This window comes from Nocardia sp. N2S4-5 (assembly GCF_044628355.1).
GTDB lineage: Bacteria > Actinomycetota > Actinomycetes > Mycobacteriales > Mycobacteriaceae > Nocardia > Nocardia wallacei_B.
The window spans coordinates 5,113,156-5,135,077 of record NZ_JBIUPM010000001.1 but is presented as its reverse complement, the minus strand read 5'-3'; the positions used below and the strand labels follow the sequence as shown (position 1 = coordinate 5,135,077).

Genomic DNA, 21,922 nt, shown 5'->3' with positions numbered 1-21,922 from the left:
AGGACCGTTCGTTAGGCTGACGGACGTGAGGGCCCATGGTGAACTAGCCGGCGACTCCGAGTCGCCCGCCGAGCCGGGCCGCCGGGGGCGGTTCTGGTGGGCGAAATGGGTTCTCGGGGTGGGCCTGTCGGCGCTGCTGATCGCCGAAGGTGTTTATCTCTGGCCCCGTTTGCATGATTCGTGGCGAAATCTGACAGAAATCCATTGGGGCTGGGTCGCGGCCTGCGTCTTCGTGCAGGCAGTGTCGATGAGCGGTTTCGGGCGGATCCAGAAACAGCTGCTCCGGGCCGGTGGCGTGGCGGTGAGCCAGCGCAAATCCGTGGCGGTCGTGTACGGCGCCACCGCGATGTCGGTGACGCTGCCCGCCGGTCAGGTTTTCTCCACCGCCTTCACCTATCGCCAGACCCGGCGCTGGGGCGCGAGCCCGATCGTGGCGTCCTGGCAGCTGGTGATGTCCGGTGTGGTCGCCGCGGCCGGCATGGTGCTGCTCGGGGTGGGCGGGGCCGTGCTGGTGGGCGATCAGGTCGGGCCGTGGAAGCTGGTGCTGCCGGTGGCCGCGGTGATCGCGCTGATCTGGGCGGGCAACTACGTCTCGAACAACCCGGGCACGCTGGAGTCGCTGGTCCGCCGGATCCTGCGCCTGGTCAACCGGATTCGCCACCACGCGCCGGACAGCGGCATGGACAAGGTGCACGAGATCCTGCACCAGCTGGAGTCGGTGGAGTTGGGGCGGCGCGACGGTGGCCTGGTCGCCTGGTGGGCCGTGGTGCACCGGTTCGGTGACGTGGCCTGCCTGGGCGCGGCCTGTTACGCCGTCGGCGCGGAGCCGCGACTGGCCGGATTGCTGATCGCGTTCAGCGTCGGCAAGGCGGTCGGCACCATACCGTTCGCGCCCGGCGGCATCGTCTACGTGGACGCCACCCTGGTCTACAGTCTCACCGCCGCGGCCGGGCTGCCCGCCGCCCAGGCGGTCGCCGCGGCCTTCGTCTATCGGATGGTCAGCTTCATCCTGGTCGCGATCATCGGGTGGATCGTGTTCGCGTTCCTGTTCCGCAAGCCGCAGGCCGAGGACGCGGAGTTCGAGAAGGAGTTCGAGCGCCGCTCGGCCATCCTCGCCGAACAGCGTCTTTTGAACGAGAAGCGCCCGCGCGAGGGCGAGCTTTCCGAGTCCCCGGACAAGGCAACCCCGGCACCGGCCGAGGGCACACCCGCCGAACGCCCCGACGAGGGCTAGTACGTCGGGCGGGAACCTCGGAAGAGAGGCGTCACGCCGTCCCATTACCCTGTCCCGCGTGAGGAAACTGGCTCCGTTCGTGGTCGACCTGTTGCTGGTGATCGTCTTCTGCGCGATCGGGCGGCGCAGCCACGACGAGGCGGTGCTCACCGGGTTGCTGCGCACGCTGTGGCCGTTCGGCGCGGGGCTGATCGTCGGGTGGTTGCTGGCGGCGTGGTTCACCGCTCGCCCCGGAATCGCCGATGCGCCAAGGCGTTTCGATCCGCTACCGCTGTGGCCGACGGGTGTCGTGGTGTGGCTGTCGACGCTGGTGGTCGGCATGCTGCTGCGCGTGGCCAGCGGTCAGGGCACCGCGGTCAGCTTCATCATCGTGGCGGCGACGGTGCTGGCGCTGTTCCTCTTGGGCTGGCGACTGGGTTGGCGAGTGGTGCGCTGACCTCTATGCGCCATCCGGCTCTTTCGTGACACCAGCGCTCCGGCCCGCTTACTTGTCGTCCGGGGCGGCGAGGGCTTGCAGCATGCGGGCCGCCATGCGCGAGGTGGCGTCTCCGCTGTCTACGTTGTCGATGTGGATCGCGAAGGCCAGGTCGCCCATGTTCGCCAGTAACCAGCCACTCGTTCCGGCGGTCGCGGCGTAGGCCGTTACGCCTGCGTATCGGCGTAGCGCGGCCAGCTCGGGGCCGCCGGCGGCATCGTCGGTGAGCATGCGGCGCAATTGTTGCAGCACCGGGTCGGGCAGCGGCGACAGTTCGGCCTCGGTGGTGGCGGGGCGGCCGATCTCGATCATCGGCGGCGCGACCGAACCGCGGGCGATGGTGGACGCGGCGATGGCCATCCCGAACGGACTGGCCAGGATCGGGTCGGCCCCGCCCTGCCGCACCTGCTCCACCCCGCGGCCGCCGATCGGCAACCGGCCCGTCGTCTGTTCCAGGCCCGGCACCTTGAAGCCGATGCCCACCCCGAGCGTGGCCGCCACCTCGGCCGCGTCCTGCACCGAAACATCCTGCGGCGCCTTCTTCTTCGCGATCGCCGCGGCCTGCTTGAACAGCTCGATCATGCCCCCGGCCGGGTAGGCGCCGGTGAACGCGACCGGACCCTGCTCACTGGCGTAGGTGTTCTGCGCGGCGGCCACCACGGCTCCGGTGGAGGGCTGCACGGCCACGATCGAGGCCGCCGTCCCGGCACTCACCACCGCGTCCTCGGCGGCTCGCTGCAACCGTTGATCCAGCGTGGAGGCGATATCCGGACCGGCCGGTCCCTGCTGCCCGGCCAGCTGCGTCACCGCACGCCCGTCGGCCTCGAACAGCTTCACGCCCCAGCCCGCGTGGTTGTCCCGATTCTCCTGCCACACCTTGCGGAAGGCGTCGGTCAGCGGCGAGAAGATCCGGCGATCGGTGACGATCAGCCGCGGCTCCTTCTCCATGACCACGCCGGGAATGGGCGCCATCCGCGGCTCCAGGATCGCGAAATCGTCCTCACGCAACTGCACCGCGACCACCGGTTTGCCCTGCGCCGTTGCCAATTGCTGCATCAGCGACGGTCCGGTGATCAGCGGCGCGACCGGAGCGATGGCGTCGGCCAGCGCGTTGGTGGAGGCCACCGGGTCCGCGGTCTTGGCCGGATCGAGCTTCACCACGTTGATCACCTGTTCGGTCATCAGTGTGTTGCCCGCGTTGTCGTTGACCTTCGGGGCGGGGGCGTCGGTGCGGACGAGCTTGATACTGCGCTGGCTGTCCAGTTGCGGGGCCACCACATTGGGCTCCCAGGAGATGCGCCAGCCGATTGCGAGCTTGCGAATAGTGCCTTGCAGATCGTAGGTCCAGTCCTTGCCGGGCCCGAAGTTCCAGTCGGCCTTCAGGTTGAACATGCCCGAATCGCCGTCGAGGCCGATGTACTGAGCAACCTCGTAATCGGGTTTGCCGGGATTGAGCCCGTCGAACAACTTCTGCAGCGTGGCTTCCGCGCCATTGGGATATGAGGTCAGCTGGGCGGCGCTCTCGGCGTCCCGATCATCCAGCAGTTGAGTGAATTTCTCGACGATGGCTTGGGGGCTGTCCGGCTTGTCGTCCAGGCCGCACGATCCCAGCGCGACCACCAGGGCGACCGCGCCCGCAAGAGCCGCTGCGCCGCGAACGCGAAAGCGGCGGGATCCCCACACATCCATGTCGCCCACTCTTCACTCTTGTCACTCCAGTAACAAGACCAACGGTACCCGAATAAATCTGTCCCGGCGCCGGCTTGGCGCCGCCCGCATTCTCCATGCTCAGAGACCAGAATAGTGCCCGAACCGCGACATCCGGCGCATAGGGCGCCCAATCGTCTGCCGTGTTGATCATGCGTCCGTCTCGCAGCCGTTCTCCGACAGCGGAATTCATCAGGCGTTGCACGGCGTAATCTTGTAATCACTGTTACAACGCATCTAGCGCAAGCGAGGTAAGACCATGAGACACGGACCGCGTGGCCGGGCATTCGGACGTCCCGGCGGTTGGCAACAGGCCGATCTCCCCGACGCCGCCGACGCACCGGACTGGTTCGCCGGGAGGTTGCCGAGCGAGTGGTTCGAGGGCCCGCCGACGATCGAAATCGACCGCGACGAGATCATCGTCATCGGCGAGTTGCCCCTCCCCACCCCCGAATCCGATCAGCCCTCGGATCCCCAACCTGCCGCCGACCAGCCCACCGACCCCCAATCTGCCGCCGCGAAGCAGGCAGGCGACGAGCCGTCCACGACCGCAGTACCCCGCGCCACCTGGGAAGGGCTCGTCGCACGCTTCCGCGAATCCACCCGCCCGGCGCGTATGCAGATCGCGCAGGAGGCCCAGGGCCGCTACGGCCGCAGCGTCGCCTGGGGCGTCTCGGTGCAGGGCGAGCGAATCCTGTTCACCCACTCCGCGGTTCCCGTCATGACCCGCCTGCGCCAGCCGGAACGCAAGGTCCTGGACACCCTGGTGGACGCCGGCGTAGCCCGCTCCCGAGCCGACGCCCTGGCCTGGACGGTCAAACTGGCCGGCCAGCACGCCGAGGAATGGCTCGAGGAATTACGTTCGGCCATGCGCAAGGTCGAGGACCTCCGCGCCGAGGGTCCACGCGGACTTTGAGCCGCGCGGGCTCGAGCGAGAGCTGAGCAAGCTTCACGGCGAGAGCCATGCGGAACGCCCGAGGCAGGCTTGCGCCTCTCGTCAATCGGCACGCCAGCGATCGAGCGCGCGCCTGACGAGAGCACGGGCATCGTCACCGTAGACGGCCTGACGGGAGAGTATCGCGAACGCCTTGGCGTACATCCGCACCTCACGCGGCTGCGTGATGGTCAGCTCCGCAGTCGCGGTTTCCACCTGAACCATGCGTTCGTCATACATGAGGAAGCTGGTTGTCGGACAAAGGAATTTGGCCGCGAGGGGGACAATCCCGATCGAGAGTTTCTTGTTGCTCATGGCTTCCGACAGGTCCTCCAACTGTGCCGTCATAACCGTGGCGTCGGCGACGACTCGATACAAGCATTGCTCGCTGAGAAGGAAAGCGAACCGCTGAGCACTGCCCGGTTCGAGTACGCGCCGGCGCAGCATGCGGGTTTCGACGGCCTGATCGAGGTCGTCGGGTATCTCGCTGAAGTCGATGCAGACTGCCAGCACGCCACGGGCGTACGGTTCGGTTTGCAGCAGACCAGGGATGAGTTCGTTCTCCCAGCCGCGCACCAATCGCGCTGCACCCTCGATCTCCACCGACTGCTGCTGGCGACGGCTCAGGCCGGATGCTGCGATCCGTTGCCATTCGAGATACGCGGCGCGTACGTTGCGAACACTCGCGATCAGATCGGATGCGTGCAGGTTCGCGCCGGTGAGTCGGCACCACGTCTGGATGTCGTCCTCGGAGGGAATCTGATGGCCGCGTTCTATGCGGCTGATCTTCGCCGGATGCCACCCGGCGAGACCGGCGAGCTGCTGGCCGTTCAGCCGAGCGGCTCGCCGGAGTTCTCGAAGGCGGGCACCGAGATCGCGCTTCGCGTCGTTTACTGCTGTCACTGTCGGGTCGCGTACTCGCTCTGGACGTATTCGGCGTGCGGGATGGCCCTCGGCCAAAGCCGGTCGCGGACGACGCGACACCGCTCCACAAGGACGGGATCGCCGGTTACCGCAGTGCCAGCGAACCGGCCACTCGGCTCGAAAATAGTGAACCCGAGCAGGTCGTCGTCGAACAGCCACCAGTCGTCGAGGGTGTATTCGTGGGGCGTTACGAAATGCCTTGGCAACCAACGAATATCCTCGCCTGCCGCGATGTTCGAGTCCGACACAGCACACAGCCAGCGCGTGTAGTCGCTGTTCGGCACCGACACGATCCGCACGCGCTGAACCGCGACACCTCGGCGCACCGTCGTGGCCATGAGTTCGTCCCAGTCCGAATACCATCCGGTATCCGGATCGGGCTCGCCCGCCAGCCACCGCCGCAGCGGCTCAGCCTCCTCCGGTGTGCTGTAGACGTCCTGTGTCTCCAGGTGGAACGCACGCGCCTTCGTATCGCGGAACAACTGGTTGAACTCTTCGTCATGCAGGTACTGCATCTGGCCTCCGTTGGTCGCCGATAGCGACGACGATCGCGATCTCGTGCGCGGGAATCTGCAACTGCTCCAGAGCCTCCCGATCCGACAGAATCTCACCGGACACGAGGAAAGTGCCGTGCCCGGTGTCGTGCAGCAGCGAGCCCAGGCAGGTGTCGGGCTCGAGATATCCGAGGAGTCCGTGCGGGACCTCGATCGTTTGGGGTCTGTCGGTCAGCCAGCCCTGCACGACGTATCGACGCTCGTCATCCGCGATGAAGAGCTTCGGTGACCCGCCTTGCTTCGTATCGGTGCCCACTTCGAGAAGCGGAGTCCGAATTCTGATGGAGGACATCATGAGAATCCGAACCTTCACCGTGACTCTCGCCGCGGTGGGCATGCTGCTGGGAGGTGCCACGTGCCCCTTGGGCGCATCGCCTGTCGCCGAACGTGGTCCTTGCCTGCTCGGACATGTCGACCCATCCGACCCGAACAGCGCGTGCCGCCTCGGCGGTTCGCCGACACCGTCGGAAGCGGACCCGAACGGCCATCCGAGCCTGTCGTGCAGCCGTCTCAATGAGGGACAGAAAGTCGCGACCGAGGACGCCGACGGAGGACAACACCACTGGGTGTGCCGACAGTACAAGGATGCCTGGGGCCACACCTACTACGAGTGGACCGAAATCCTGGCGATGTGACAATGAGCGGAGGAGGTATCGCTATGGCCGACGACATCAGACGGGCCCCCGCGGTCGAGGAACTGCTCGCCGCCGCCGAGCAGATCGCCCGCGACCGCGGGGAGGACTGGGTCGGTGTCGAGCACCTACAGCTCGCGATCCTCGGAGACCCCCACGCCGCACCGGCATTCGAACTGCGGTATCGGATGGGCGTCGACACCGCCGAGTTCGCACGGCGGCTGCACGAGTTCCTCGACGCGCCGATCCCGGGCCCGGACGAGTACCGAGTACGGCCACTGGAGGGCCCAACGAGCGTGCGTCCACCGAAGACCTGAGCAAGGTCGCCGAGCCCTGAGACGGCGAAACGCGTCCCGGTCCGTGACAGGACCGGCACGCCCCGTACGGACGGGGCAGATACGCTCGACATCGACCCGGTCCGCCCCGGCGGGGCGGGTCTCGGCGTACCGACCGATCTGTCGGGCTAGGGTGGCGGGATGGCACCGATCCTTGTGGTCAACGGCCCGAATCTGAACATGCTGGGGACTCGTCAGCCTGAGGTTTACGGGTCGGACACGCTCGACGATGTTGTTGCGCTGTGCCGTAGGACGGCTGCGCGATTCGAGCGTGAGGTCGTGTCGTTTCAGTCCAATTCCGAAGGTGCGCTGATCGATCGCATTCATGCGGCTCGGGGGGCCGAGGGCGGCATCGTGATCAACCCGGGTGGGCTTACCCATACCTCGGTGGCGCTGCGTGATGCCCTGGTGATTCCGGAGGTGCCGATCGTGGAGGTGCATATTTCGAATGTGCACGCCCGTGAAGAGTTCCGGCATCACTCCTACATCTCGCCCATCGCCACCGCCGTGATCGCGGGCATGGGCATCCAGGGATACGCGGCCGCCGTCGAATTCCTCTGCACCACAACGTAACCGGTACGGAGCCTCGCGAGGTCCCGAAATTCCCTTGTTCGCCCCGAGATGTAGTAGATATGCTACATCCCATCTCTAGTGTGCTACGGAGGGTGGGATGACGGTAGGCGACGACGTGGTGCTCGATGTCCAGGGTTTGCGGATGCGGTACGGCAACCGGGATGTCTTGCACGACGTGACTTTTCAGGCCCGCGTGGGTGAGGTGCTGGTACTGCTGGGCCCCAACGGCGCGGGCAAGACCACCACGATCGAGATTCTCGAGGGCTTCCGGATGCGTTCGGCCGGAGAGGTTTCGGTACTGGGCATCGATCCCGCGCACGGCGACGAGGCGTGGCGGGCGCGGCTGGGTGTCGTGCTGCAGTCCTGGCGCGACCACGGCCGCTGGCGCGTGCGGGAGCTGCTGTCCCAGATCGGCGCGTACTACGCGCCGTACTCCACGGCGGCGATCGAAAAACCTTGGGACACCGACGAATTGATCGCGACCGTCGGACTGACCGAACATTCCGACGCCAGAATCAGCAGCCTGTCCGGCGGCCAGCGCCGCCGCCTGGACGTGGCGATCGGCATCGTCGGCCGCCCGGAACTGCTGTTCCTGGACGAGCCCACCGCCGGTTTCGACCCACAGGCCCGCCGCGAATTCCACGACCTCATGCACCGCCTGGCCGACGACGAGCAGACCACCATCATGCTCACCACGCACGACCTCGACGAGGCCGAGAAGCTGGCCGACCGCATCCTGATCCTGGCCGGCGGCCGCATCATCGCGAACGGTTCGGCCGACGAGCTGTCCCGGCGGATCGAGGGTGAGGCCGAGGTGAAGTGGACCCGCGACAACCAGCGGTTCGTCCACACGACGACCGAGTCGACCAAATTCGTCTACGACCTGTTCCAGCAGTACGGCGCGGCGATCGATGAGCTGGAGGTCCGCCGCGCCTCGCTGGAGGACACCTACATGACCCTGGTGCAGCGCTTCGAATCCGGGCAGACCGGCGCCGAGGTCCACACCCTCGAGGAGGTCACCCGATGACACCGATGGCGGCGGCGGTCCGGGCGGGCGCGACCCGCGGACTGATCGAGTTGCGCCAGCTGCACACCAACGGCCAGGACCTGTTCATGCAGTACTTCTGGCCGGTGCTCATGCTGGTGGCGTTGTTCTTCATGCGCGACGGCCAATTCGAGGGAACCGGAATCGGATTGGGTTCGCTGGCGTTGCCGAGCATCCTGGGCCTGCTGGTCGCCTCCACCGGGCTGATGGGCATCTCGCAGTGGCTGACGATGGACCGCGAAGACGGAACCCTGCTGCGCGCCAAGGTAACTCCCAACGGCATGGTCGGCTACCTGATCGGCAAGATCATCACCACCTCGGGCACCGTACTGGTGCAGGTGGCGGTGATGCTGGTGGCGGGGGCGGCCGTCGTGGGCGGAATACGCCTGGACAGCCTCGTCGGCTGGTTCACGCTGATCTGGGTACTGGTACTGGGACTGCTCGCGACGCTGCCGATCGGTGCGATCATCGGTTCGGTGTTCGAGAACCCGCGCGGTGTCGGCTTTGCGTCGATGCCGATCATGGGGCTGGTCGCGGTGTCGGGGATCTTCTATCCCATCACCTCGATGCCGGGCTGGGTGCAAGGGCTCGCGCAGGTGTTCCCGATCTACTGGATGGGCCTCGGCATGCGCTCGGCGCTGCTGCCGGACGAGGCGGCGGTGGTCGAACTCGGGCACTCCTGGCGGCACTGGGAGACCTTCGGCGTCTTCGCCGTCTGGGCCGCGATCGGGCTGGCGATCGCGCCGATCATGCTGCGGCGCATGGCTCGTCGCGAGTCTGGTTCGAGCGTGGCGACGCGTCGCGAGAAGGCGATGCAGCGTGCCTACTGAGGTCATCTACAACCGCATCGCGATGCTGCGCGCCGAGCGCGGCATCTCGCGGCGGCAGCTGGCCGAGGCGCTGGGCGTGCACTACCAGACCATCGGATATCTCGAACGCGGCGAGTACAGCCCGAGCCTCCATCTCGCCCTGCGTATTTCGGAGTTCTTCGGGGTAGCGGTGGAGGTGGTCTTCTCCACCACGCCGTTCCCCCGATTGGGTTCCGAATCCGAATCCGCTTGAGCCGCAACGCCGGAGGGACGCGGGTGTGCGCCGTCAGAGCTTCGCGAGACGGTCCTGTTCCTTCTGGTACGCGCGCCACGCCTGCTGAGTCGGGGTCGGCTTCGTGGTGAGGGCCGCCCAGTCGGTCGAGCGGACGAAGTTCACGACCATCAGCACCGGCACGAAGAAGGCCTGGAAGAAGATCAGGTAGCTGCCACCCTCGAATATGAACGCCAAATATGCCGCGTAGCCGAGGAATCCGGCACCGAAGGCGGCATTGAACCACTGGGCCGTCTCGCTCTGCCCACCCTTGACGACAGCCATCACGATCATGACGATGCCGCTGAACGCGAGCATTCCGACGTACCAATGGAACATGGTCTTCCTTCCGACACCTGGTGCGACCCGCTGTCAGCACCCGATGACCGAAAGGAAATCCCGAAACCCTTGGCAGACGCTTACCGAGCCCTTGCACCGCCGGAATCCCCTTGCAGCAACGGCCCTGATCCGAGGAACCGGATCAGGGCCGTCTGCTGTCGCGAAAACGCTTGCTGTCAGGGACGATCGAACTCGCCGTACCGCACGTCCGCTGTGAAGGCATCCCACTCGCCCGGCGCGAAGACGAGTGCCGGACCGGACGTGTTCTTGCTGTCGCGCACCCCCACCAAACCCTCATCGAGGAACGCGACCTCGACACAATCCTTCGCAGCCGAACTGCGAGTGCTCTTGAACCACTGGGCTTTGGTCAGGTCTACGTTCACTCGGCGAACTCCTTTGCGATCTCCAGGATGAGCGCGCGGCTCTTTGCCTCATCCAGCGCCAGACGCTCGATGTCAGCGCATACTCCACGATACTGCCGAACCTCGTCCGGCTGCTCCAGATACAGATCGCCGAGGAAGCCCTGGACGTAGACCACCGGCGGCATCGTCAGCTCGGCCTTCGGATGTGGCGGGAAGTCCAGTATCACGAACATCCCAACGACAACGGCACGATAGATGCCAGCCGACCAGGGGACCACCCGAATCGAAACGTTGGGAAGCATCCCGATCTCCGCGAGGTGTCGAAGCTGCGCCTCCATGATCGGCGCGCTACCGGCCACGCGACGAAGGACAGTCTCGTCGATAAACGCGTCCATGGTCAGCGGCCTGTCTTTACGGGTAAGCCGATCTTGGCGTTTGGCACCGACCTCCAGAATTCGCTCGAGTTCATCGGTCGGCTTGTTGGGGAACTCGACCCAGCTCAAAGCGCGACGGTAATCCGTTGTGTGGAGAAGTCCTGGCAGTAACGAAGACTGGTACGACGTGATTCGGTCGGCCGCATCCTCCAGACTCAGGAACAGCCCGAACTCCTTCGGGATCGCATCGTCGGCGAAGGCCTGCCACCAGCCGCTCGCCTTGGTCTCCTTGACGAGTTCGGTGATGACCCGTGTTTCCTTCGGGGTCAGTTGGTACAGCTCGCAGAGGTGTTGCATCAGGACCGGGTAGAGGCGGGCGTTCTGGCCGGTCTCGATCTTCCAGAGGGTGGATCTGGCCAGGCCGATCGCGTCGGCGGCGGCCTCGCGGCTGATGCCCGCCTGCTTACGCATGGCCTCGAGGGTGAGGCCGAGCATGCGGCGGGCGATGTTCGTATCGGTTGTCGGTGACATCGAATGGGCCTCCGGGGCGGCTCGTTTGAGAAAACGTGTTTTTACTCGAACAGAAATTCACCGGCTACTGAAACGGAGCCGGATTTCTGCCGAACATTCGTGCCCGAGCATTGCGTAGAAACCTGCGCGGGTGTGTTCTAGATGCACGCCCGACACCGACCGGACGTACCAGATCGCCACTGCAAAAACACTTTTCGGAGGTGCAGAGTGCTCGGAATCCCAGTCACCGATCAGAATGCGTTGCCCCCGGACGAGATAGCAGCCAGCGTACACCCGAACGCCCCTGTGCCGCATCAATTCTCGAACGCGAAACGAAAGAAGTGCGACGAATTCCCCACTGCCCCGGATGAATCACCCGCAGTGGACGAACCATCGCTGCGTACCCTGCGAGAAATACTCGACAAACTGTCGGAGCTGGCACAGCCGGAGCCAGGCACGCTCGACCACGACCGGCCGCCCCGGGAGCGGGATGTGTGAGCGCCGCACCGAAGCCGGGGAATGGCTGGCCGTCTGGCGGCTCGACCATTGGCGCATCCGCGTGCTGCTCGTGTGCGGTCGCGCCGGGGACGAGCGGCCGTTGCTGCGGGCACACGCACCGGCGCACGCGCCGGATCTCGCGGAGGTCCGCGAGAGATTTCCGGACCTGTCCATGCTGTGGAACGCGATCCGGCACGAATACTGGACGGAAACGATTACACCGCAGGCACATTCACAGAGGACGATTTGAACGACACGCCTACCGACGCCGACCGGGTAGACGCGATCACGACGCGCGCCGAACGGGCCGGCTACCACCTCGAGCACACGCCCGGATATTCACACGAATGGCAATTGCTCGACGCCGAGGACGGCACACCGCTCTATTCGTCCACCACCCTCACCCGGATAGAGCAGTGGCTCGACGAATAGCCCGGCGGCCGTGCCTCGGCGTCGGAACCTCATCGACGGGACGGTCAGGCCGTGCCGCCGCGCATGAGTTCGAAGATCGACACCGCGCGACCGGCCTGCTCGCTGGCGGCAATCGCCCTGCGCCAGAAGGCTTGTGCGGTGTGCGAGAGGGTCGCGTCCACGCCGACCTCGGCGCTGGCGTCGATAATGTGCTGCGCGCCGGCGTCCATCATCCGGAACGCGGACTCGTCGCCCCAGCCGCCCGCCTTCGCCGCGGCGGCGTACTCGGCCATGAAGAACGGGAACGCCTCGCTGGAACGCTGTGCGTACGGCAGGAATTGGTCGATGTCGTGGCCGGACCGCTGGATCACCGCCAACGCCTGGTCGAAGGCCAGCATCCACGGATGGAAGATCACGAGCAGGGCCTGGTAGAACACCTGCGCCACACCGTCATCCGCGCCGAGATACTCTTGCGGGCTGAGCGGGCGCAGGAGTTCGGCGTGCCGGTCGAAGACCTCGCGGGGCCCGCTGTAGAAGATGTACGAGGCCGGGTGCGTGATGTTGTCGCCCGCCGACATGAAGCCGCCGGACAGGAACTCCGCGCCGTGCGAGCGCACCCAGGCGGCGCCCGCGCGCGCCTTCTCCGGCGAATCGGAGGACAGGTTGACGATCACCTTGCCCGGCAGGTGGTCGGCGGCCGGGCCGAGCACGTCGTACATGGCGGCGTAGTGGGTCAGGCTGAGGACGATCACGTCGTTCGCGGCGAGCGCCTCGGCGACGGTGGCGGCCCGCTTCGCGCCGAGTTCGGCCATGGCTTCGGCCTTTTCGGGGCTGCGGTTCCACACCGTCACCTCGACGCCGGCCTCCAGGAACTGCCGCACCATGGCCCGGCCCATGGGCCCGAGCCCGACGACGGTGACGGAACGGGTCTGCTGAGACATCTTGCATCCTTCGCTGTGCTGGTCTGGTCGGGTTTCGGCGCCGGTTCCGATGGTCGTCGTCGCAGGTAGGCTCGGGAAGAGCGCACGTCGAGGTCGGGTTGCTTACCTCGAGGTTCGGAAACCGGTCAGGAGGTCGCAGTGGAAACCAGCCGTGACGCAGATCACGATGTGTGCGGGATGTCGATCGCGATCAATGTCGTCGGCGGTAAGTGGAAGCTGCATCTGATGTGGGTGCTCGGCGCGGGGCCGCAGCGGTTCGGTCAGATTCGGCGGATGCTGGACGGGGTGAGCGAGAAGGTGCTCGCGGAGAATCTCCGGCATCTGGAGTCGGCGGGAGTCGTGCACCGCGAGATCTACCCGGAAATTCCACCGCGCGTGGAGTATTCGCTGACTCCGCGCGGGGAGGAACTTCGTCAGGCGCTCGTCCCGCTGGAGATATGGGGCGACAGGCACCGTGATCATGTGTTGGGTTGCGAACTCAACCCTGTGTGAGACGCGCTTGACCTGAAGTGTGGTTCGGGTTTCAGGATGTTGTAGTGACTGACGATGGAATCATCCTGATCGACACGTGGGAACTGCCCGAGGACCGGATCGATGAGTCCGTGGCCCGCTGGCGCGAGCGTGTGGGACTCATCCACACCGCACCCGGTTTCCGGGACGCGCGGATGCACCGCAGGCTCGCCCCGGAGTCTCGGCTCGGGCTGGTCAACGTGGCGCACTGGGACAGTGTCGAGGCGCGGGACGAGGCGCTGTCGAATCCGGCCTTCACCGCCTCGGCGGCCACCACGACGAGCTATGCGACCGTGCACGGCGGGTGGTACCACGTCGCGGCCGAATTCGGCACGGCGGGAAGCGATGACGGCCCCGGCGTCACCTTCATCAATGCCTTCGAGATCGCCGCCGACCATATCGACGAATTCCTCCCGCACTGGCGTACCCGCGCGGAACTGATGAGTGCGGCGCCCGGGTTCCGCGACAACCGCCTGCACCGCGCGGTCGACCCCGACACCCGCTTCCAACTGGTCAACATTGCCCACTGGGACAGCCCCGAGGCCTGGGGCGCAGCGCGCACCAATCCCCGCTTCCAGCAACGCCTCTCCGCCGCCCCGGATTTCGCCACCGCCAACCCAGCCCTGTTCCGGGTAGCGGCCGAGTTCTGAGGCGGCGGGGAAGCACCTCCCTCGTCATCCCGGCATGGTGGGTCGGTGCTGAGTGCGCGTGGAGGGTCAGTGGTTCAGGTAGCGGGTGGCCAGGTCTGCGCCGACGCGTTTCAGCAGCGGGGCGGCTTGGGCGATGGAGCGGGCCGGGTCTGGTTCGAGGTCGGCGAGGGTGAGGGCCGATTCGAAACCGGCTGCGCGTAGGTCGGTTTCGGTGAGGAGGCAGCGGCCCGCCACGGCGATCACCGGGATTCCGGCGGCGCGGGCGGCGGCGCACACGCCCATCGGGGCCTTGCCGTGGAGGGTCTGCTCGTCCAGTGAGCCTTCCCCTGTGACGACCAAATCCGCTCCGCGAATATGGGTTTCGAAATCGATCAGGTCCAGCACGACGTCGATACCGGGGCGTTCCACCGCGCCGAGCACAGCCATCGCGCCGAAGCCCGTACCGCCCGCCGCGCCCGCTCCGGGCCGGTCCGCGCAGTCGGGGTCGATCAGCTTTGCCCAATTGGTCAGGGCCGCTTCGAGAGTCGCCCGCTGGTCGGCGTCTGCACCCTTCTGCGGCGCGAAGACCGATACCGCCCCGTGCGGGCCGAGCAGCGGGTTGTCCACATCGCCGGCCAGGGTGAACGAGGTGTCGGCCAACGCCGGATGCAGGCCGGACCGCTCCACCCGCACTGCCCGTGCCAGCGCCGCACCGCCCGGGACCACCTCGTCTCCGAACGCATCCAGAATCCGCAGGCCGAGCGCCTGCAACAGGCCCGCGCCGCCGTCGCTGGACGCGCTCCCGCCGACGCCGAGCACGATATCGCGCACACCACGATCGAGCGCGTGCGCGATCACCCGACCCAGCCCGAAAGTGCTCGCGCGCAATGGATCCGGCCGCCCGCCGGGAAGCCTCACCAACCCCACCACACTCGCCAACTCGATCACCGCGGTACCACCTCGAACCGCATACACCGAATCCCCCACCACCCCGGTAGGCCCCTCCGCCCGCACCGGCACCCGCTCCCACCCAGCGGCCAGAAACGCATCGACGGTCCCGTCCCCACCATCGGCCACCGGCACCCGCACCACCTCCACCCCCGGCGCCACCCGCCCGATCCCCACAGCCAGCGCCCCGACAACCTCGGGCGCCGCCAACGACCCCTTGAACTTGTCCAACGCCAACACCACCCGCCGCCCACTCGTCATCCCGCCATTCTCCGACGCCAACCACTCCCCCGCCGCCCGAAACGCGCCCGCACCGCTCCCCGGAACAGAGGGCGCATCACGACCACGGCCATGACGTCGAGCTCGTACACAGCAGTACAGCTCTGCCCACCTTCTCCGACGGCAGTTGTTCGAATCTCGAACGGCCCAGCGGCAGTAGCGGACGTTCCTTTACAGGTCAGGCGCTGTCTCGGTGAGCCCACGCGCGGACGGTGGGCGGGGCATACAGCCATCGGCGTTCGTCTGCCAGCTCCGCCCGCGCAGTGGCAATCACCTCTGGTGGAACACCGAGATCGACCAAGGTGTCGTGTGCCTGTACCCAGGTGAGGTTCCACATGCGCGCCATCGGTGAGCCTCCGCGAAACATCGGAATCTCCGCCTCGGCGTGAACATCGACGAGCCCGAGTGCCTCCAGCTGCGCGGGCAGGTTTCGAGCCCACGATTGGCTCGCGCCGGCGATTTCGGTCGAGCGTGCGAAGGCCCGCCAGACTTCGCCGAATGCACCGGGCATTTCCTCGAGTACGCCGAGCCCGTCGCCTTCTTCGAGCAGGAGGACGCCGCCCGGTGCCAGCGCTCGGGCCAAGCGCTCCACGGCGATGTCCCGGTCGGCAATGTGCAGCAGGACGAATCGGGTGTGGACGAAATCGAATGCGCGTTCAGGGATGTCGTCGGCGAAAAGATCGAGCTGGGCGACTTCGCCACCGAGGCCAGGCAGGTCGGCGAGGTGGGCGATACTCCCCGAGTCATAGGCCGCGCCGAGCAGCGCAAGCCGTTCGTCGGCGAAATCCCATTCGTTCGGCAGCGTGTAGTGCCGGTCATCCGGCGAGGAAGGTGGTGAAGACCAGCTCATGCCAAGACGCTAAGCCCGGTGACATGAGCCGAAGGTGGGTTCACCGATCTTATCCAGGCCTCCGGCCTCGGCGGACACAATTCGCGCCGGGACGGCGAAATATGCCGCTACGAAGGGATTTGTGACCGCTCAGGCCGATCGCGGCGGCACCCGCGACCATGACCAGCACGGCGGGCGGGTAGCAGCGTGGTCAGTTCCCTTGCGGTCGTGGTCTTTCCGGCACCGAGGGTCCGTTCAGCCAGACGATCATGGGATCGAGCGTATCGGGCGCGGGGGGACTCCAGGCTCGGTCTCAGCCCACTGCTGTCATTGCCCTCCACGCCTTTCTGGAACGTGAGCGGATCCGGGGTGCGGCGTATTCGATTCGACGGCGTGCCTCGGAGGCGCTGATTCGCAGTAGGTCGCTCAAAAGGTCTGCGGTGTCTCGGTAGCCGGTGTCGGCGGCCAGGCCGCGGCGCTCGGCTTCGGCGACGGCCGCGACCATGGCCGCGCCCAGGCGACGCCGGTGGCGTTCGGTTTCGACGAGGGTGCGCAGCAGGTCGACATCGGCCAGGTCCGACCATCTCCGTGCCGGAGCATCCGGTGCCAATGCAGTCGAATGTGTCTTCACGCGAGGCAGTCTAGCGCACTCTCGAACGTATGTTCGATGTTCAGTTCATCGGGGCCTGGTCGGCGTGGTCGATGGGGACCGTGCCGGTGCGGAGGTAGGTGAGGACGGCCTGGTCTACGGCGGGGTTGTTGCGGCCGAAGGTGCCGTGGTCGCCGCCTTCCACGGTGATGAGGGAGCCGTGCAGGGCGGCGGCCATGGCGGGGCCGCCGTCGTATTCGGTGACCGCGTCGTGGCGGCTCTGCAGGACCAGGGGCGGGGTGGACAGGCCGCGGCCGGCGATGGGCACGGGGGTGGTGACCGGGTCCCAGTCGGCGCAGGCCACGCCGGAGCGGACGAGATCGGCGCGGGCGTCGAGGGCGTTGCCGCCGGAGGCGACGGTGGCCGCGGCCGAGCCGAGCAGTTCGGGGCGGCCCGGCACCGCGTTCTCGTTGCAGGTGACGGCGGAGAAGACGTTGCGGCCCGTGCGGTCGATCGCGGCGACGCCCTCGATCGCGCGCAGTTGCCGGGTGTCGGCGGGGTTCGCGTCGGCGTCGGCCATGGCGCGGGCGAAGGTCGGCCAGAAGGAGCGGGTGTAGGTGGCGACCGCGGTCGCCGCCAGCAGCGGCACCTGCGCCGACATGCCGCCGGAGGCCAAGGTGCGCACCAGGTTCTGCAACTGTCCGATCTGGTCGCGGCCGCCGTTGAAGCCGTCGCGCGCCAGCTGTGCGATCGGCTCGGGCAGCTCGCCCGGCAGGTCGGCGGTCGAGGCCGGGGGCGGGGTCAGGTTGGCGTACCAACCGCCGCCCTGGCCGACCACCAGGCGTACCCAGTTCTCGTACACGCGCAGCGGCGTCGCGCCGAGGTGGTAGTCGCCGTCGTGGGCGGCGATCCAGGCGAACAGGTCGTCGAGGCGCTGCTTGCCCGCCAGCTGCTGCTGCGCGAACTGCTCGTTCCATACCCAGTCGGGATGCACGCTGGAGTCGAGCACCATGCGATCGATGCGCTGAGGGAACAGGGTGGCGTAGACCGCGCCCAGATACGTGCCGTAGGAGGTGCCGAAGAAGTCGATGCGGTCCAGGCCCAGCGCGGCGCGCACGGCGTCCATGTCGCGGGCGGTGTTCTCGGTGGTGACGGTTTCGACGTAGCCGGGCTGCGCGCTGTCGCAGGCGGCCTTGGTGGCCCCGCGATCCTGCGCGCCCGCGGTCCCGCACTCCAGCGGCGTGGCCCAGCGCAGGCCGCGCGGCTGCACCGCGATCCGGTCGTAGTGCTCGCTCAGTTCGGCGGGCAGGTCGGGCGAGCGCCGCGCCCAGTAGTCGAGGGCATCGGCGCCGGGCCCGCCCGGATTGGTGAAGAGGGTGCCGTACCGCTCCCCGGAGGCTCGAATTCGGCTGACGGTCAACTCGATTCGTGGCCCGTCGGCCGCGGCGTAGTCACGCGGCACCGCGATCACCGCGCAGTCCGCGCCGCGATCCGGCGTCACCGCGCCGTCGGGGCAGGCACCGAATACCGGCCGATCGTCGGCGGCGGCGAGACCGACCGGCTGCACCGCCAGGAATGCCGCACACAGCCACGCGACCGAGCGCGCCGTCCGTCGAGTCATCATCCGCGTCTTCTCCCCGATCCGGCCGGCCGACGATCGGCCGCGCTCGCATCCGACGTGAAGCATTCTCGGCGGCCGGGCCGCCGGTCACAACTCGACACTCCCCCGGCGGGAGAAAGCCGATAACCGTCACATTCGGCCACATTGTGCCCGAGACACAGTAGCGTCGAGCCATGTCGACCGATGTGCGCAACAACACGCAGCTCGATCGTTTCGAGATCTACGTCGACGGCGGACTCGCCGGCATCGCGGAATACCAGGACACCGCCGCCGAGCGCGCGTTCGTCCACACCGAGATCTACCCCCGCTACGAGGGCGGTGGCTACGGCCGGGCACTCGTGCAGGGCGCGCTGGACGCGAGCCGCGACGAGGGTTTCGGCATCCTGCCGATGTGCGGGATGGTGCAGCATTTCATCGAGACGCGGCCGGAGTACCAATCGCTGGTGCCGCAGTGGGCACGGGAACGTTTCGGCTTGCAGCGCTGAGCGATTCGGGCCATCAGTAGGCCGCGACCGCCCCGTCGAGCGCCAGCTGGAGTCGGTCGCGAACCACGCGGGCGATCTCGGCGGGCCGCGCGGGCAGTTCGGCCATCGGTACCCCGAAATGGAAGCTGGCCGATTTCACCTCGTCGGCGGTCGGTTCCACGGACGGGTCCGGCCGCGGTCCGTAGCTGAGCCCCAGGCTGACCAACGCGGGCCGGGCACCGAGTTTCATCGCCCGGAACGCGATATGCCCGATCCCGCTCCCGACCGCCTGCACCCGCGTCGGATCGACGTCGTTGCAGGTGCCCTCGGGAAATACCGCGACGCTGTCGCCGCGAGCCATCCGCTCGGCACAGATGTCGATCATGCGCTGCCCCGCCGCGTTCACCGCCCGAATACCGTGGTCCTTCCCGCGGAACACGGGAATCCCGCCCATCATCTCGACCTTGCGACGCTGATCCGGATCGATGAACAACTCGTCTTTCGCCAGCACCCGTGCCCGCCCGATCACCGGCCGCAACCCACTGCGCCACGCCGCGGCCGCCACCGTATAAGGATCCTGCTGCGACAGATGATTGATCGCGATCAGCAACGGCCGCCGCCGAGAGGTCAACTCCCGCAGCCCCTCCCGAGCCCCCACCGCATAACTGATCCGAGGCCGATACCGCCGCGCCAGCAACGCATAAGCACCCATAGCCTGCAACCGATTCTGCCGATGCTCCCGATAGAAGTCATAGACGGCGTCGCAATTGTCCAGAACCACCTCAGGATGCAGCATGCCGAAACCCTAGCGACCCGCACACAGCCCCCCAAAGCACCCTGTGATTTGCATTACACCCAACCCCAACCCCACCACGCCCAACCCAACGCAACCCCGCCCGGTTTTCGGCGCGTCTCGGTTTTCGGGTGCCGTTGCAATGCGACGAAGGAGCCAGCAACGGCACCCGAAAACCGAGACCAAGGGCGCCGAAAACCCGCCGGAGCGAAGCGGAGGCCAAAATTCCAGCCTCGAACTGCAACAAGTAAACCGAGCCATACACCTCCCCGCGGTGCGATGATGTCGTGGTGGCACGCGCAGAGGAACACGGCGACCGCTCCAGACGGGAATCCCGGCACGAGGAACAGACGGTGCGTCCCGGCACGCTGCTGGTCTCGGCTACCGAACTGACCGAGCCGTCGTTCCGGCGCACCGTGGTCTACATCGTGGAACACAACGACGCGGGCAGCCTCGGCGTCATCATCAACCGCCCCAGCGAGACGGCCGTGCAAGACGTGCTGCCACGCTGGGCCGATCTGGCGGCGGCCCCCGGCGCGCTGTACCTCGGCGGCCCGGTGAAAAGAGATGCCGCCCTGTGCCTGGCGACGGTCAAAGTGGGCACCGCCATCGATCGGTCGGCCGGCCTGCGCCGGGTCGACGGTCGCGTAGCGCTGCTGGATCTGGATTCGGACCCCGACGTGATCGGCCCGATGGTCGAGGGCATCCGCATCTTCGCCGGGTACGCCGGGTGGACGTTCGGGCAGCTGGAGGGTGAGCTGGAGCGCGGCGACTGGATCGTGTTGTCGGCGTTGCCGTCGGACCCGATCGCCCGTCGCACGGACCTGTGGGCCCAGGTGCTGCGCCGCCAGCCGTTGCCGCTGTCCCTGCTGGCGACGCATCCGATCGAACTCGAGCGCAACTGAGAACGTATCCCCCTGGTGTGGGCACTACACCCGGATCTTTGATCCGACGATCGACCTGGTGAGCAGATGGCGCGTTCACCCCGCTACCCCAGTGACGGAGCCGATACGCGGCCGTCGCGCAGCCGCGTTCCCGCGCTGCCCGTCGACAACGGTGATCCGGTCCAGGCGGAGTTGCTGCGGGCGCTGTACGACGAGCACGGTGCGGCGCTGTGGCGCTACACCTACAGCCTCGTCCGGGATTCGGGCCGCGCCGAGGACATAGTGCAGGAGACGCTGTTGCGGGCCTGGCAGCGCCCGCACGTACTCGACCAGTCCACGGCGTCGGCGCGGGCCTGGTTGTTCACTGTTGCCCGCAACATGGCGGTGGACGAATATCGCAGCGCGCGGCATCGGCGGGAGTACCGCACCGACAAGCCGCCCGAGCAGGCGACGCCGGACCAGGCGGATCGCGCCCTGGACGGCTGGTTGATCGCCGATGCGCTGGCCCGGCTGAGCATCGACCACCGGGACGTGATCGTGCGCGCCTATTACCGTGGCCTGTCGACACATCAGATCGCGACGGAATTGGCCATACCCGAGGGCACCGTGAAGTCCCGGATGCACTACGGCATGCGGGCGCTGCGTTCGACGCTGACGGAGATGGGGGTGACGAAGTGACGGAGACCGCGCACGCGGCGGAGCCCGAGGGCGACGATTACGCGACGTGGGACGGCCCGTATGTGCTCGGCGCCCTCGGCCGCGACGATCGGCTGGAATACGAGGAGCATCTGGCGGTGTGCCCGTCGTGCCGGGCGGCGGTGGCGGAGCTGGCGGGATTGCCCGGACTGCTCGGCCAGGTGGATTCCGGTGTGGCGATGTCGTTCATCGATCCGATCGCCGGACATCCCGAGCGGTCCGGCGCGGCGGCCCCGGCGCCCGAGATCCCGGAAGCGCCGCCGGTGGCACTGGCCCGGCTGGCTGATCGGACGCGGCGGCAGCGGCGGCGCGGGCGGTTGTTCGCGGTGACGGGCGCGGTGGCCGCGGCCGCCGCCGCGGTGGCCATCACGATCCCGGTGACGGCCTCGCTGAACGAGCGCGCCGAGCCGGCGGTCACGGCCGAGGTGGTGGCCGAGCGCAGCATGGTCGCGGTGGTGCCGTCGCCGATCACGGCCAGTTTCCGGTTGGTCGCGGTGCCGGACGGTACCCGGGTCGAGATGTCGTGCAGTTACGCGCCGTCGGATACCCAGTACACCTGGCAGGGCTCGATGTGGGTGGTGCATGCCGACGGCACCCAGTCGATGATCGCGCAGTGGACCGCCCGGCCCGGCGAGACGGTGGCTCCGGACGGCACCACCGCGGCCCCGCCGGACCAGGTCCGCTCGGTCGAGATACGTTCGGCCGCAACCAATCAGGTGATGCTCAGCGGTACCCTGTAGCGCCGCTGCCGA

The 21,922-nt window shown here is 67.3% G+C and carries 30 protein-coding genes; 17 read left to right on the top strand and 13 right to left on the bottom strand.

The window, feature by feature from the left end:
* Positions 1–25 precede the first annotated feature (25 nt).
* Together ACFMRZ_RS23555 and ACFMRZ_RS23550 are read left to right on the top strand one after the other, a co-directional pair.
* Positions 26–1,234, top strand: a complete 1,209-nt coding sequence (locus tag ACFMRZ_RS23555) for a YbhN family protein (RefSeq protein ID WP_400180775.1) — start codon at positions 26–28, stop codon at positions 1,232–1,234.
* Between the two features lie 58 nt (positions 1,235–1,292).
* On the top strand, positions 1,293–1,670 hold the full coding sequence (locus ACFMRZ_RS23550) for a DUF3054 domain-containing protein (RefSeq protein WP_400180774.1): 378 nt from the start codon (positions 1,293–1,295) through the stop codon (positions 1,668–1,670).
* Between the two features lie 48 nt (positions 1,671–1,718).
* Here ACFMRZ_RS23550 and ACFMRZ_RS23545 read toward each other — a convergent pair whose 3' ends face one another.
* Positions 1,719–3,398, bottom strand: coding sequence for an NTF2-like N-terminal transpeptidase domain-containing protein (locus ACFMRZ_RS23545; protein WP_400180773.1), 1,680 nt, complete (start codon positions 3,396–3,398; stop codon positions 1,719–1,721).
* 277 nt (positions 3,399–3,675) lie between these two features.
* On the opposite strand from ACFMRZ_RS23545, the gene ACFMRZ_RS23540 reads away from it, so the two are divergent.
* Complete coding sequence (locus tag ACFMRZ_RS23540) at positions 3,676–4,332, top strand: hypothetical protein (protein WP_400180772.1); 657 nt, start codon at positions 3,676–3,678, stop codon at positions 4,330–4,332.
* Positions 4,333–4,413: 81 nt separating this feature from the next.
* Here the strand turns inward: ACFMRZ_RS23540 and ACFMRZ_RS23535 are convergent, their stop codons facing one another.
* Genes ACFMRZ_RS23535 through ACFMRZ_RS23525 form a run of 3 tightly spaced genes read right to left on the bottom strand, consistent with a single transcriptional unit; the run spans position 4,414 to position 6,123 of the window.
* Positions 4,414–5,253 carry a helix-turn-helix domain-containing protein gene (locus ACFMRZ_RS23535; RefSeq protein WP_400180771.1) on the bottom strand — a complete coding sequence of 280 codons (840 nt, stop codon included), beginning with the start codon at positions 5,251–5,253 and terminating at the stop codon, positions 4,414–4,416.
* On the bottom strand, positions 5,250–5,789 hold the full coding sequence (locus ACFMRZ_RS23530) for a DUF6879 family protein (RefSeq protein ID WP_400180770.1): 540 nt from the start codon (positions 5,787–5,789) through the stop codon (positions 5,250–5,252). Before ACFMRZ_RS23530 ends, ACFMRZ_RS23535 begins: the two co-directional genes overlap by 4 nt.
* Positions 5,773–6,123, bottom strand: a complete 351-nt coding sequence (locus tag ACFMRZ_RS23525; protein WP_400180769.1) for a hypothetical protein — start codon at positions 6,121–6,123, stop codon at positions 5,773–5,775. The genes ACFMRZ_RS23530 and ACFMRZ_RS23525 overlap by 17 nt, the downstream gene beginning before the upstream one ends.
* On the opposite strand from ACFMRZ_RS23525, the gene ACFMRZ_RS23520 reads away from it, so the two are divergent.
* From ACFMRZ_RS23520 to ACFMRZ_RS23495, 6 genes are all read left to right on the top strand, one after another.
* Positions 6,110–6,463: a hypothetical protein gene (locus tag ACFMRZ_RS23520; protein WP_400180768.1), complete on the top strand. Its 354-nt coding sequence runs from the start codon at positions 6,110–6,112 to the stop codon at positions 6,461–6,463. The genes ACFMRZ_RS23525 and ACFMRZ_RS23520 overlap by 14 nt on opposite strands.
* Positions 6,464–6,486: 23 nt before the next feature.
* Positions 6,487–6,777: a hypothetical protein gene (locus tag ACFMRZ_RS23515; RefSeq protein ID WP_400180767.1), complete on the top strand. Its 291-nt coding sequence runs from the start codon at positions 6,487–6,489 to the stop codon at positions 6,775–6,777.
* A gap of 159 nt (positions 6,778–6,936) precedes the next feature.
* Positions 6,937–7,368, top strand: a complete 432-nt coding sequence (aroQ, locus tag ACFMRZ_RS23510; protein WP_280274094.1) for a type II 3-dehydroquinate dehydratase — start codon at positions 6,937–6,939, stop codon at positions 7,366–7,368.
* Between the two features lie 97 nt (positions 7,369–7,465).
* The gene (locus tag ACFMRZ_RS23505) at positions 7,466–8,395 is read left to right on the top strand and encodes an ABC transporter ATP-binding protein (protein ID WP_400180766.1); all 930 of its coding nucleotides are present in this window, start codon (positions 7,466–7,468) and stop codon (positions 8,393–8,395) included.
* Positions 8,392–9,243, top strand: a complete 852-nt coding sequence (locus ACFMRZ_RS23500; protein ID WP_280274092.1) for an ABC transporter permease — start codon at positions 8,392–8,394, stop codon at positions 9,241–9,243. The genes ACFMRZ_RS23505 and ACFMRZ_RS23500 overlap by 4 nt, the downstream gene beginning before the upstream one ends.
* A complete protein-coding gene (locus ACFMRZ_RS23495; protein WP_280274091.1) occupies positions 9,233–9,475 on the top strand; it encodes a helix-turn-helix transcriptional regulator in 243 nt (80 codons plus the stop codon). Before ACFMRZ_RS23500 ends, ACFMRZ_RS23495 begins: the two co-directional genes overlap by 11 nt.
* A 33-nt stretch (positions 9,476–9,508) precedes the next feature.
* Here the strand turns inward: ACFMRZ_RS23495 and ACFMRZ_RS23490 are convergent, their stop codons facing one another.
* The 3 genes from ACFMRZ_RS23490 to ACFMRZ_RS23480 all read right to left on the bottom strand — a co-directional run bounded on the left by ACFMRZ_RS23490 (position 9,509) and on the right by ACFMRZ_RS23480 (position 11,099).
* Positions 9,509–9,832, bottom strand: a complete 324-nt coding sequence (locus tag ACFMRZ_RS23490) for a hypothetical protein (RefSeq protein WP_400180765.1) — start codon at positions 9,830–9,832, stop codon at positions 9,509–9,511.
* 176 nt (positions 9,833–10,008) lie between these two features.
* The gene (locus tag ACFMRZ_RS23485) at positions 10,009–10,215 is read right to left on the bottom strand and encodes a DUF397 domain-containing protein (protein WP_400180764.1); all 207 of its coding nucleotides are present in this window, start codon (positions 10,213–10,215) and stop codon (positions 10,009–10,011) included.
* Positions 10,212–11,099, bottom strand: coding sequence for a helix-turn-helix domain-containing protein (locus ACFMRZ_RS23480; RefSeq protein WP_400180763.1), 888 nt, complete (start codon positions 11,097–11,099; stop codon positions 10,212–10,214). Before ACFMRZ_RS23480 ends, ACFMRZ_RS23485 begins: the two co-directional genes overlap by 4 nt.
* 469 nt (positions 11,100–11,568) lie before the next feature.
* Here ACFMRZ_RS23480 and ACFMRZ_RS23475 point away from each other — a divergent pair, with 469 nt between their 5' ends.
* Positions 11,569–11,826 (top strand): hypothetical protein, encoded by a 258-nt coding sequence (locus ACFMRZ_RS23475; RefSeq protein ID WP_400180762.1) that lies wholly within the window; start codon positions 11,569–11,571, stop codon positions 11,824–11,826.
* Positions 11,823–12,008: a hypothetical protein gene (locus tag ACFMRZ_RS23470; RefSeq protein WP_280274086.1), complete on the top strand. Its 186-nt coding sequence runs from the start codon at positions 11,823–11,825 to the stop codon at positions 12,006–12,008. Before ACFMRZ_RS23475 ends, ACFMRZ_RS23470 begins: the two co-directional genes overlap by 4 nt.
* 44 nt (positions 12,009–12,052) lie before the next feature.
* On the opposite strand, the gene ACFMRZ_RS23465 is transcribed toward ACFMRZ_RS23470, so the two are convergent.
* Positions 12,053–12,928 (bottom strand): NAD(P)-dependent oxidoreductase, encoded by an 876-nt coding sequence (locus ACFMRZ_RS23465; protein ID WP_400180761.1) that lies wholly within the window; start codon positions 12,926–12,928, stop codon positions 12,053–12,055.
* Between the two features lie 177 nt (positions 12,929–13,105).
* On the opposite strand from ACFMRZ_RS23465, the gene ACFMRZ_RS23460 reads away from it, so the two are divergent.
* Both ACFMRZ_RS23460 and ACFMRZ_RS23455 read left to right on the top strand, forming a co-directional pair.
* Positions 13,106–13,420, top strand: a complete 315-nt coding sequence (locus ACFMRZ_RS23460) for a winged helix-turn-helix transcriptional regulator (RefSeq protein WP_400182952.1) — start codon at positions 13,106–13,108, stop codon at positions 13,418–13,420.
* A 44-nt stretch (positions 13,421–13,464) separates the two neighbouring features.
* Positions 13,465–14,088 carry an antibiotic biosynthesis monooxygenase family protein gene (locus tag ACFMRZ_RS23455; protein ID WP_400180760.1) on the top strand — a complete coding sequence of 208 codons (624 nt, stop codon included), beginning with the start codon at positions 13,465–13,467 and terminating at the stop codon, positions 14,086–14,088.
* A gap of 66 nt (positions 14,089–14,154) precedes the next feature.
* Here the strand turns inward: ACFMRZ_RS23455 and ACFMRZ_RS23450 are convergent, their stop codons facing one another.
* The 4 genes from ACFMRZ_RS23450 to ACFMRZ_RS23435 form a co-directional block, all read right to left on the bottom strand.
* The gene (locus ACFMRZ_RS23450; RefSeq protein ID WP_400180758.1) at positions 14,155–15,276 is read right to left on the bottom strand and encodes a glycerate kinase; all 1,122 of its coding nucleotides are present in this window, start codon (positions 15,274–15,276) and stop codon (positions 14,155–14,157) included.
* Between the two features lie 196 nt (positions 15,277–15,472).
* Positions 15,473–16,144 (bottom strand): methyltransferase, encoded by a 672-nt coding sequence (locus ACFMRZ_RS23445; protein WP_400180757.1) that lies wholly within the window; start codon positions 16,142–16,144, stop codon positions 15,473–15,475.
* 292 nt (positions 16,145–16,436) lie between these two features.
* Positions 16,437–16,754 (bottom strand): DUF222 domain-containing protein, encoded by a 318-nt coding sequence (locus ACFMRZ_RS23440; protein WP_280274080.1) that lies wholly within the window; start codon positions 16,752–16,754, stop codon positions 16,437–16,439.
* A 40-nt stretch (positions 16,755–16,794) separates the two neighbouring features.
* Positions 16,795–18,336, bottom strand: a complete 1,542-nt coding sequence (locus ACFMRZ_RS23435; RefSeq protein WP_280274079.1) for an alpha/beta hydrolase — start codon at positions 18,334–18,336, stop codon at positions 16,795–16,797.
* 170 nt (positions 18,337–18,506) lie between these two features.
* Here ACFMRZ_RS23435 and ACFMRZ_RS23430 point away from each other — a divergent pair, with 170 nt between their 5' ends.
* Positions 18,507–18,818: a GNAT family N-acetyltransferase gene (locus ACFMRZ_RS23430; RefSeq protein ID WP_280274078.1), complete on the top strand. Its 312-nt coding sequence runs from the start codon at positions 18,507–18,509 to the stop codon at positions 18,816–18,818.
* A gap of 13 nt (positions 18,819–18,831) precedes the next feature.
* Here the strand turns inward: ACFMRZ_RS23430 and ACFMRZ_RS23425 are convergent, their stop codons facing one another.
* Positions 18,832–19,593 carry a 1-acyl-sn-glycerol-3-phosphate acyltransferase gene (locus ACFMRZ_RS23425; protein WP_280274077.1) on the bottom strand — a complete coding sequence of 254 codons (762 nt, stop codon included), beginning with the start codon at positions 19,591–19,593 and terminating at the stop codon, positions 18,832–18,834.
* A gap of 287 nt (positions 19,594–19,880) precedes the next feature.
* Between ACFMRZ_RS23425 and ACFMRZ_RS23420 the strand changes: the two genes are divergently transcribed.
* The 3 genes from ACFMRZ_RS23420 to ACFMRZ_RS23410 all read left to right on the top strand — a co-directional run bounded on the left by ACFMRZ_RS23420 (position 19,881) and on the right by ACFMRZ_RS23410 (position 21,910).
* Positions 19,881–20,495 carry a YqgE/AlgH family protein gene (locus ACFMRZ_RS23420; protein WP_280369953.1) on the top strand — a complete coding sequence of 205 codons (615 nt, stop codon included), beginning with the start codon at positions 19,881–19,883 and terminating at the stop codon, positions 20,493–20,495.
* Between the two features lie 66 nt (positions 20,496–20,561).
* A complete protein-coding gene (locus ACFMRZ_RS23415; RefSeq protein WP_400180756.1) occupies positions 20,562–21,152 on the top strand; it encodes a sigma-70 family RNA polymerase sigma factor in 591 nt (196 codons plus the stop codon).
* The gene (locus ACFMRZ_RS23410; RefSeq protein ID WP_400180755.1) at positions 21,149–21,910 is read left to right on the top strand and encodes an anti-sigma factor family protein; all 762 of its coding nucleotides are present in this window, start codon (positions 21,149–21,151) and stop codon (positions 21,908–21,910) included. Before ACFMRZ_RS23415 ends, ACFMRZ_RS23410 begins: the two co-directional genes overlap by 4 nt.
* Positions 21,911–21,922: the final 12 nt, after the last annotated feature.

Bases quoted from the DNA above. Each gene is read 5' to 3' on its own strand.
- ACFMRZ_RS23545 (WP_400180773.1), bottom strand. From the start codon at position 3,398: ATGGATGTGTGGGGATCCCGCCGCTTTCGCGTTCGCGGCGCAGCGGCT.
- ACFMRZ_RS23480 (WP_400180763.1), bottom strand. From the start codon at position 11,099: ATGTCACCGACAACCGATACGAACATCGCCCGCCGCATGCTCGGCCTC.
- ACFMRZ_RS23525 (WP_400180769.1), bottom strand. From the start codon at position 6,123: ATGATGTCCTCCATCAGAATTCGGACTCCGCTTCTCGAAGTGGGCACC.
- ACFMRZ_RS23435 (WP_280274079.1), bottom strand. From the start codon at position 18,336: ATGATGACTCGACGGACGGCGCGCTCGGTCGCGTGGCTGTGTGCGGCA.
- ACFMRZ_RS23450 (WP_400180758.1), bottom strand. From the start codon at position 15,276: ATGACGAGTGGGCGGCGGGTGGTGTTGGCGTTGGACAAGTTCAAGGGG.
- ACFMRZ_RS23425 (WP_280274077.1), bottom strand. From the start codon at position 19,593: ATGCTGCATCCTGAGGTGGTTCTGGACAATTGCGACGCCGTCTATGAC.
- ACFMRZ_RS23490 (WP_400180765.1), bottom strand. From the start codon at position 9,832: ATGTTCCATTGGTACGTCGGAATGCTCGCGTTCAGCGGCATCGTCATG.
- ACFMRZ_RS23430 (WP_280274078.1), top strand. From the start codon at position 18,507: ATGTCGACCGATGTGCGCAACAACACGCAGCTCGATCGTTTCGAGATC.
- ACFMRZ_RS23500 (WP_280274092.1), top strand. From the start codon at position 8,392: ATGACACCGATGGCGGCGGCGGTCCGGGCGGGCGCGACCCGCGGACTG.
- aroQ (WP_280274094.1), top strand. From the start codon at position 6,937: ATGGCACCGATCCTTGTGGTCAACGGCCCGAATCTGAACATGCTGGGG.
- ACFMRZ_RS23520 (WP_400180768.1), top strand. From the start codon at position 6,110: ATGGAGGACATCATGAGAATCCGAACCTTCACCGTGACTCTCGCCGCG.
- ACFMRZ_RS23515 (WP_400180767.1), top strand. From the start codon at position 6,487: ATGGCCGACGACATCAGACGGGCCCCCGCGGTCGAGGAACTGCTCGCC.
- ACFMRZ_RS23460 (WP_400182952.1), top strand. From the start codon at position 13,106: ATGTCGATCGCGATCAATGTCGTCGGCGGTAAGTGGAAGCTGCATCTG.
- ACFMRZ_RS23540 (WP_400180772.1), top strand. From the start codon at position 3,676: ATGAGACACGGACCGCGTGGCCGGGCATTCGGACGTCCCGGCGGTTGG.
- ACFMRZ_RS23505 (WP_400180766.1), top strand. From the start codon at position 7,466: ATGACGGTAGGCGACGACGTGGTGCTCGATGTCCAGGGTTTGCGGATG.
- ACFMRZ_RS23475 (WP_400180762.1), top strand. From the start codon at position 11,569: ATGTGTGAGCGCCGCACCGAAGCCGGGGAATGGCTGGCCGTCTGGCGG.
- ACFMRZ_RS23530 (WP_400180770.1), bottom strand. From the start codon at position 5,789: ATGCAGTACCTGCATGACGAAGAGTTCAACCAGTTGTTCCGCGATACG.
- ACFMRZ_RS23445 (WP_400180757.1), bottom strand. From the start codon at position 16,144: ATGAGCTGGTCTTCACCACCTTCCTCGCCGGATGACCGGCACTACACG.
- ACFMRZ_RS23415 (WP_400180756.1), top strand. From the start codon at position 20,562: ATGGCGCGTTCACCCCGCTACCCCAGTGACGGAGCCGATACGCGGCCG.
- ACFMRZ_RS23465 (WP_400180761.1), bottom strand. From the start codon at position 12,928: ATGTCTCAGCAGACCCGTTCCGTCACCGTCGTCGGGCTCGGGCCCATG.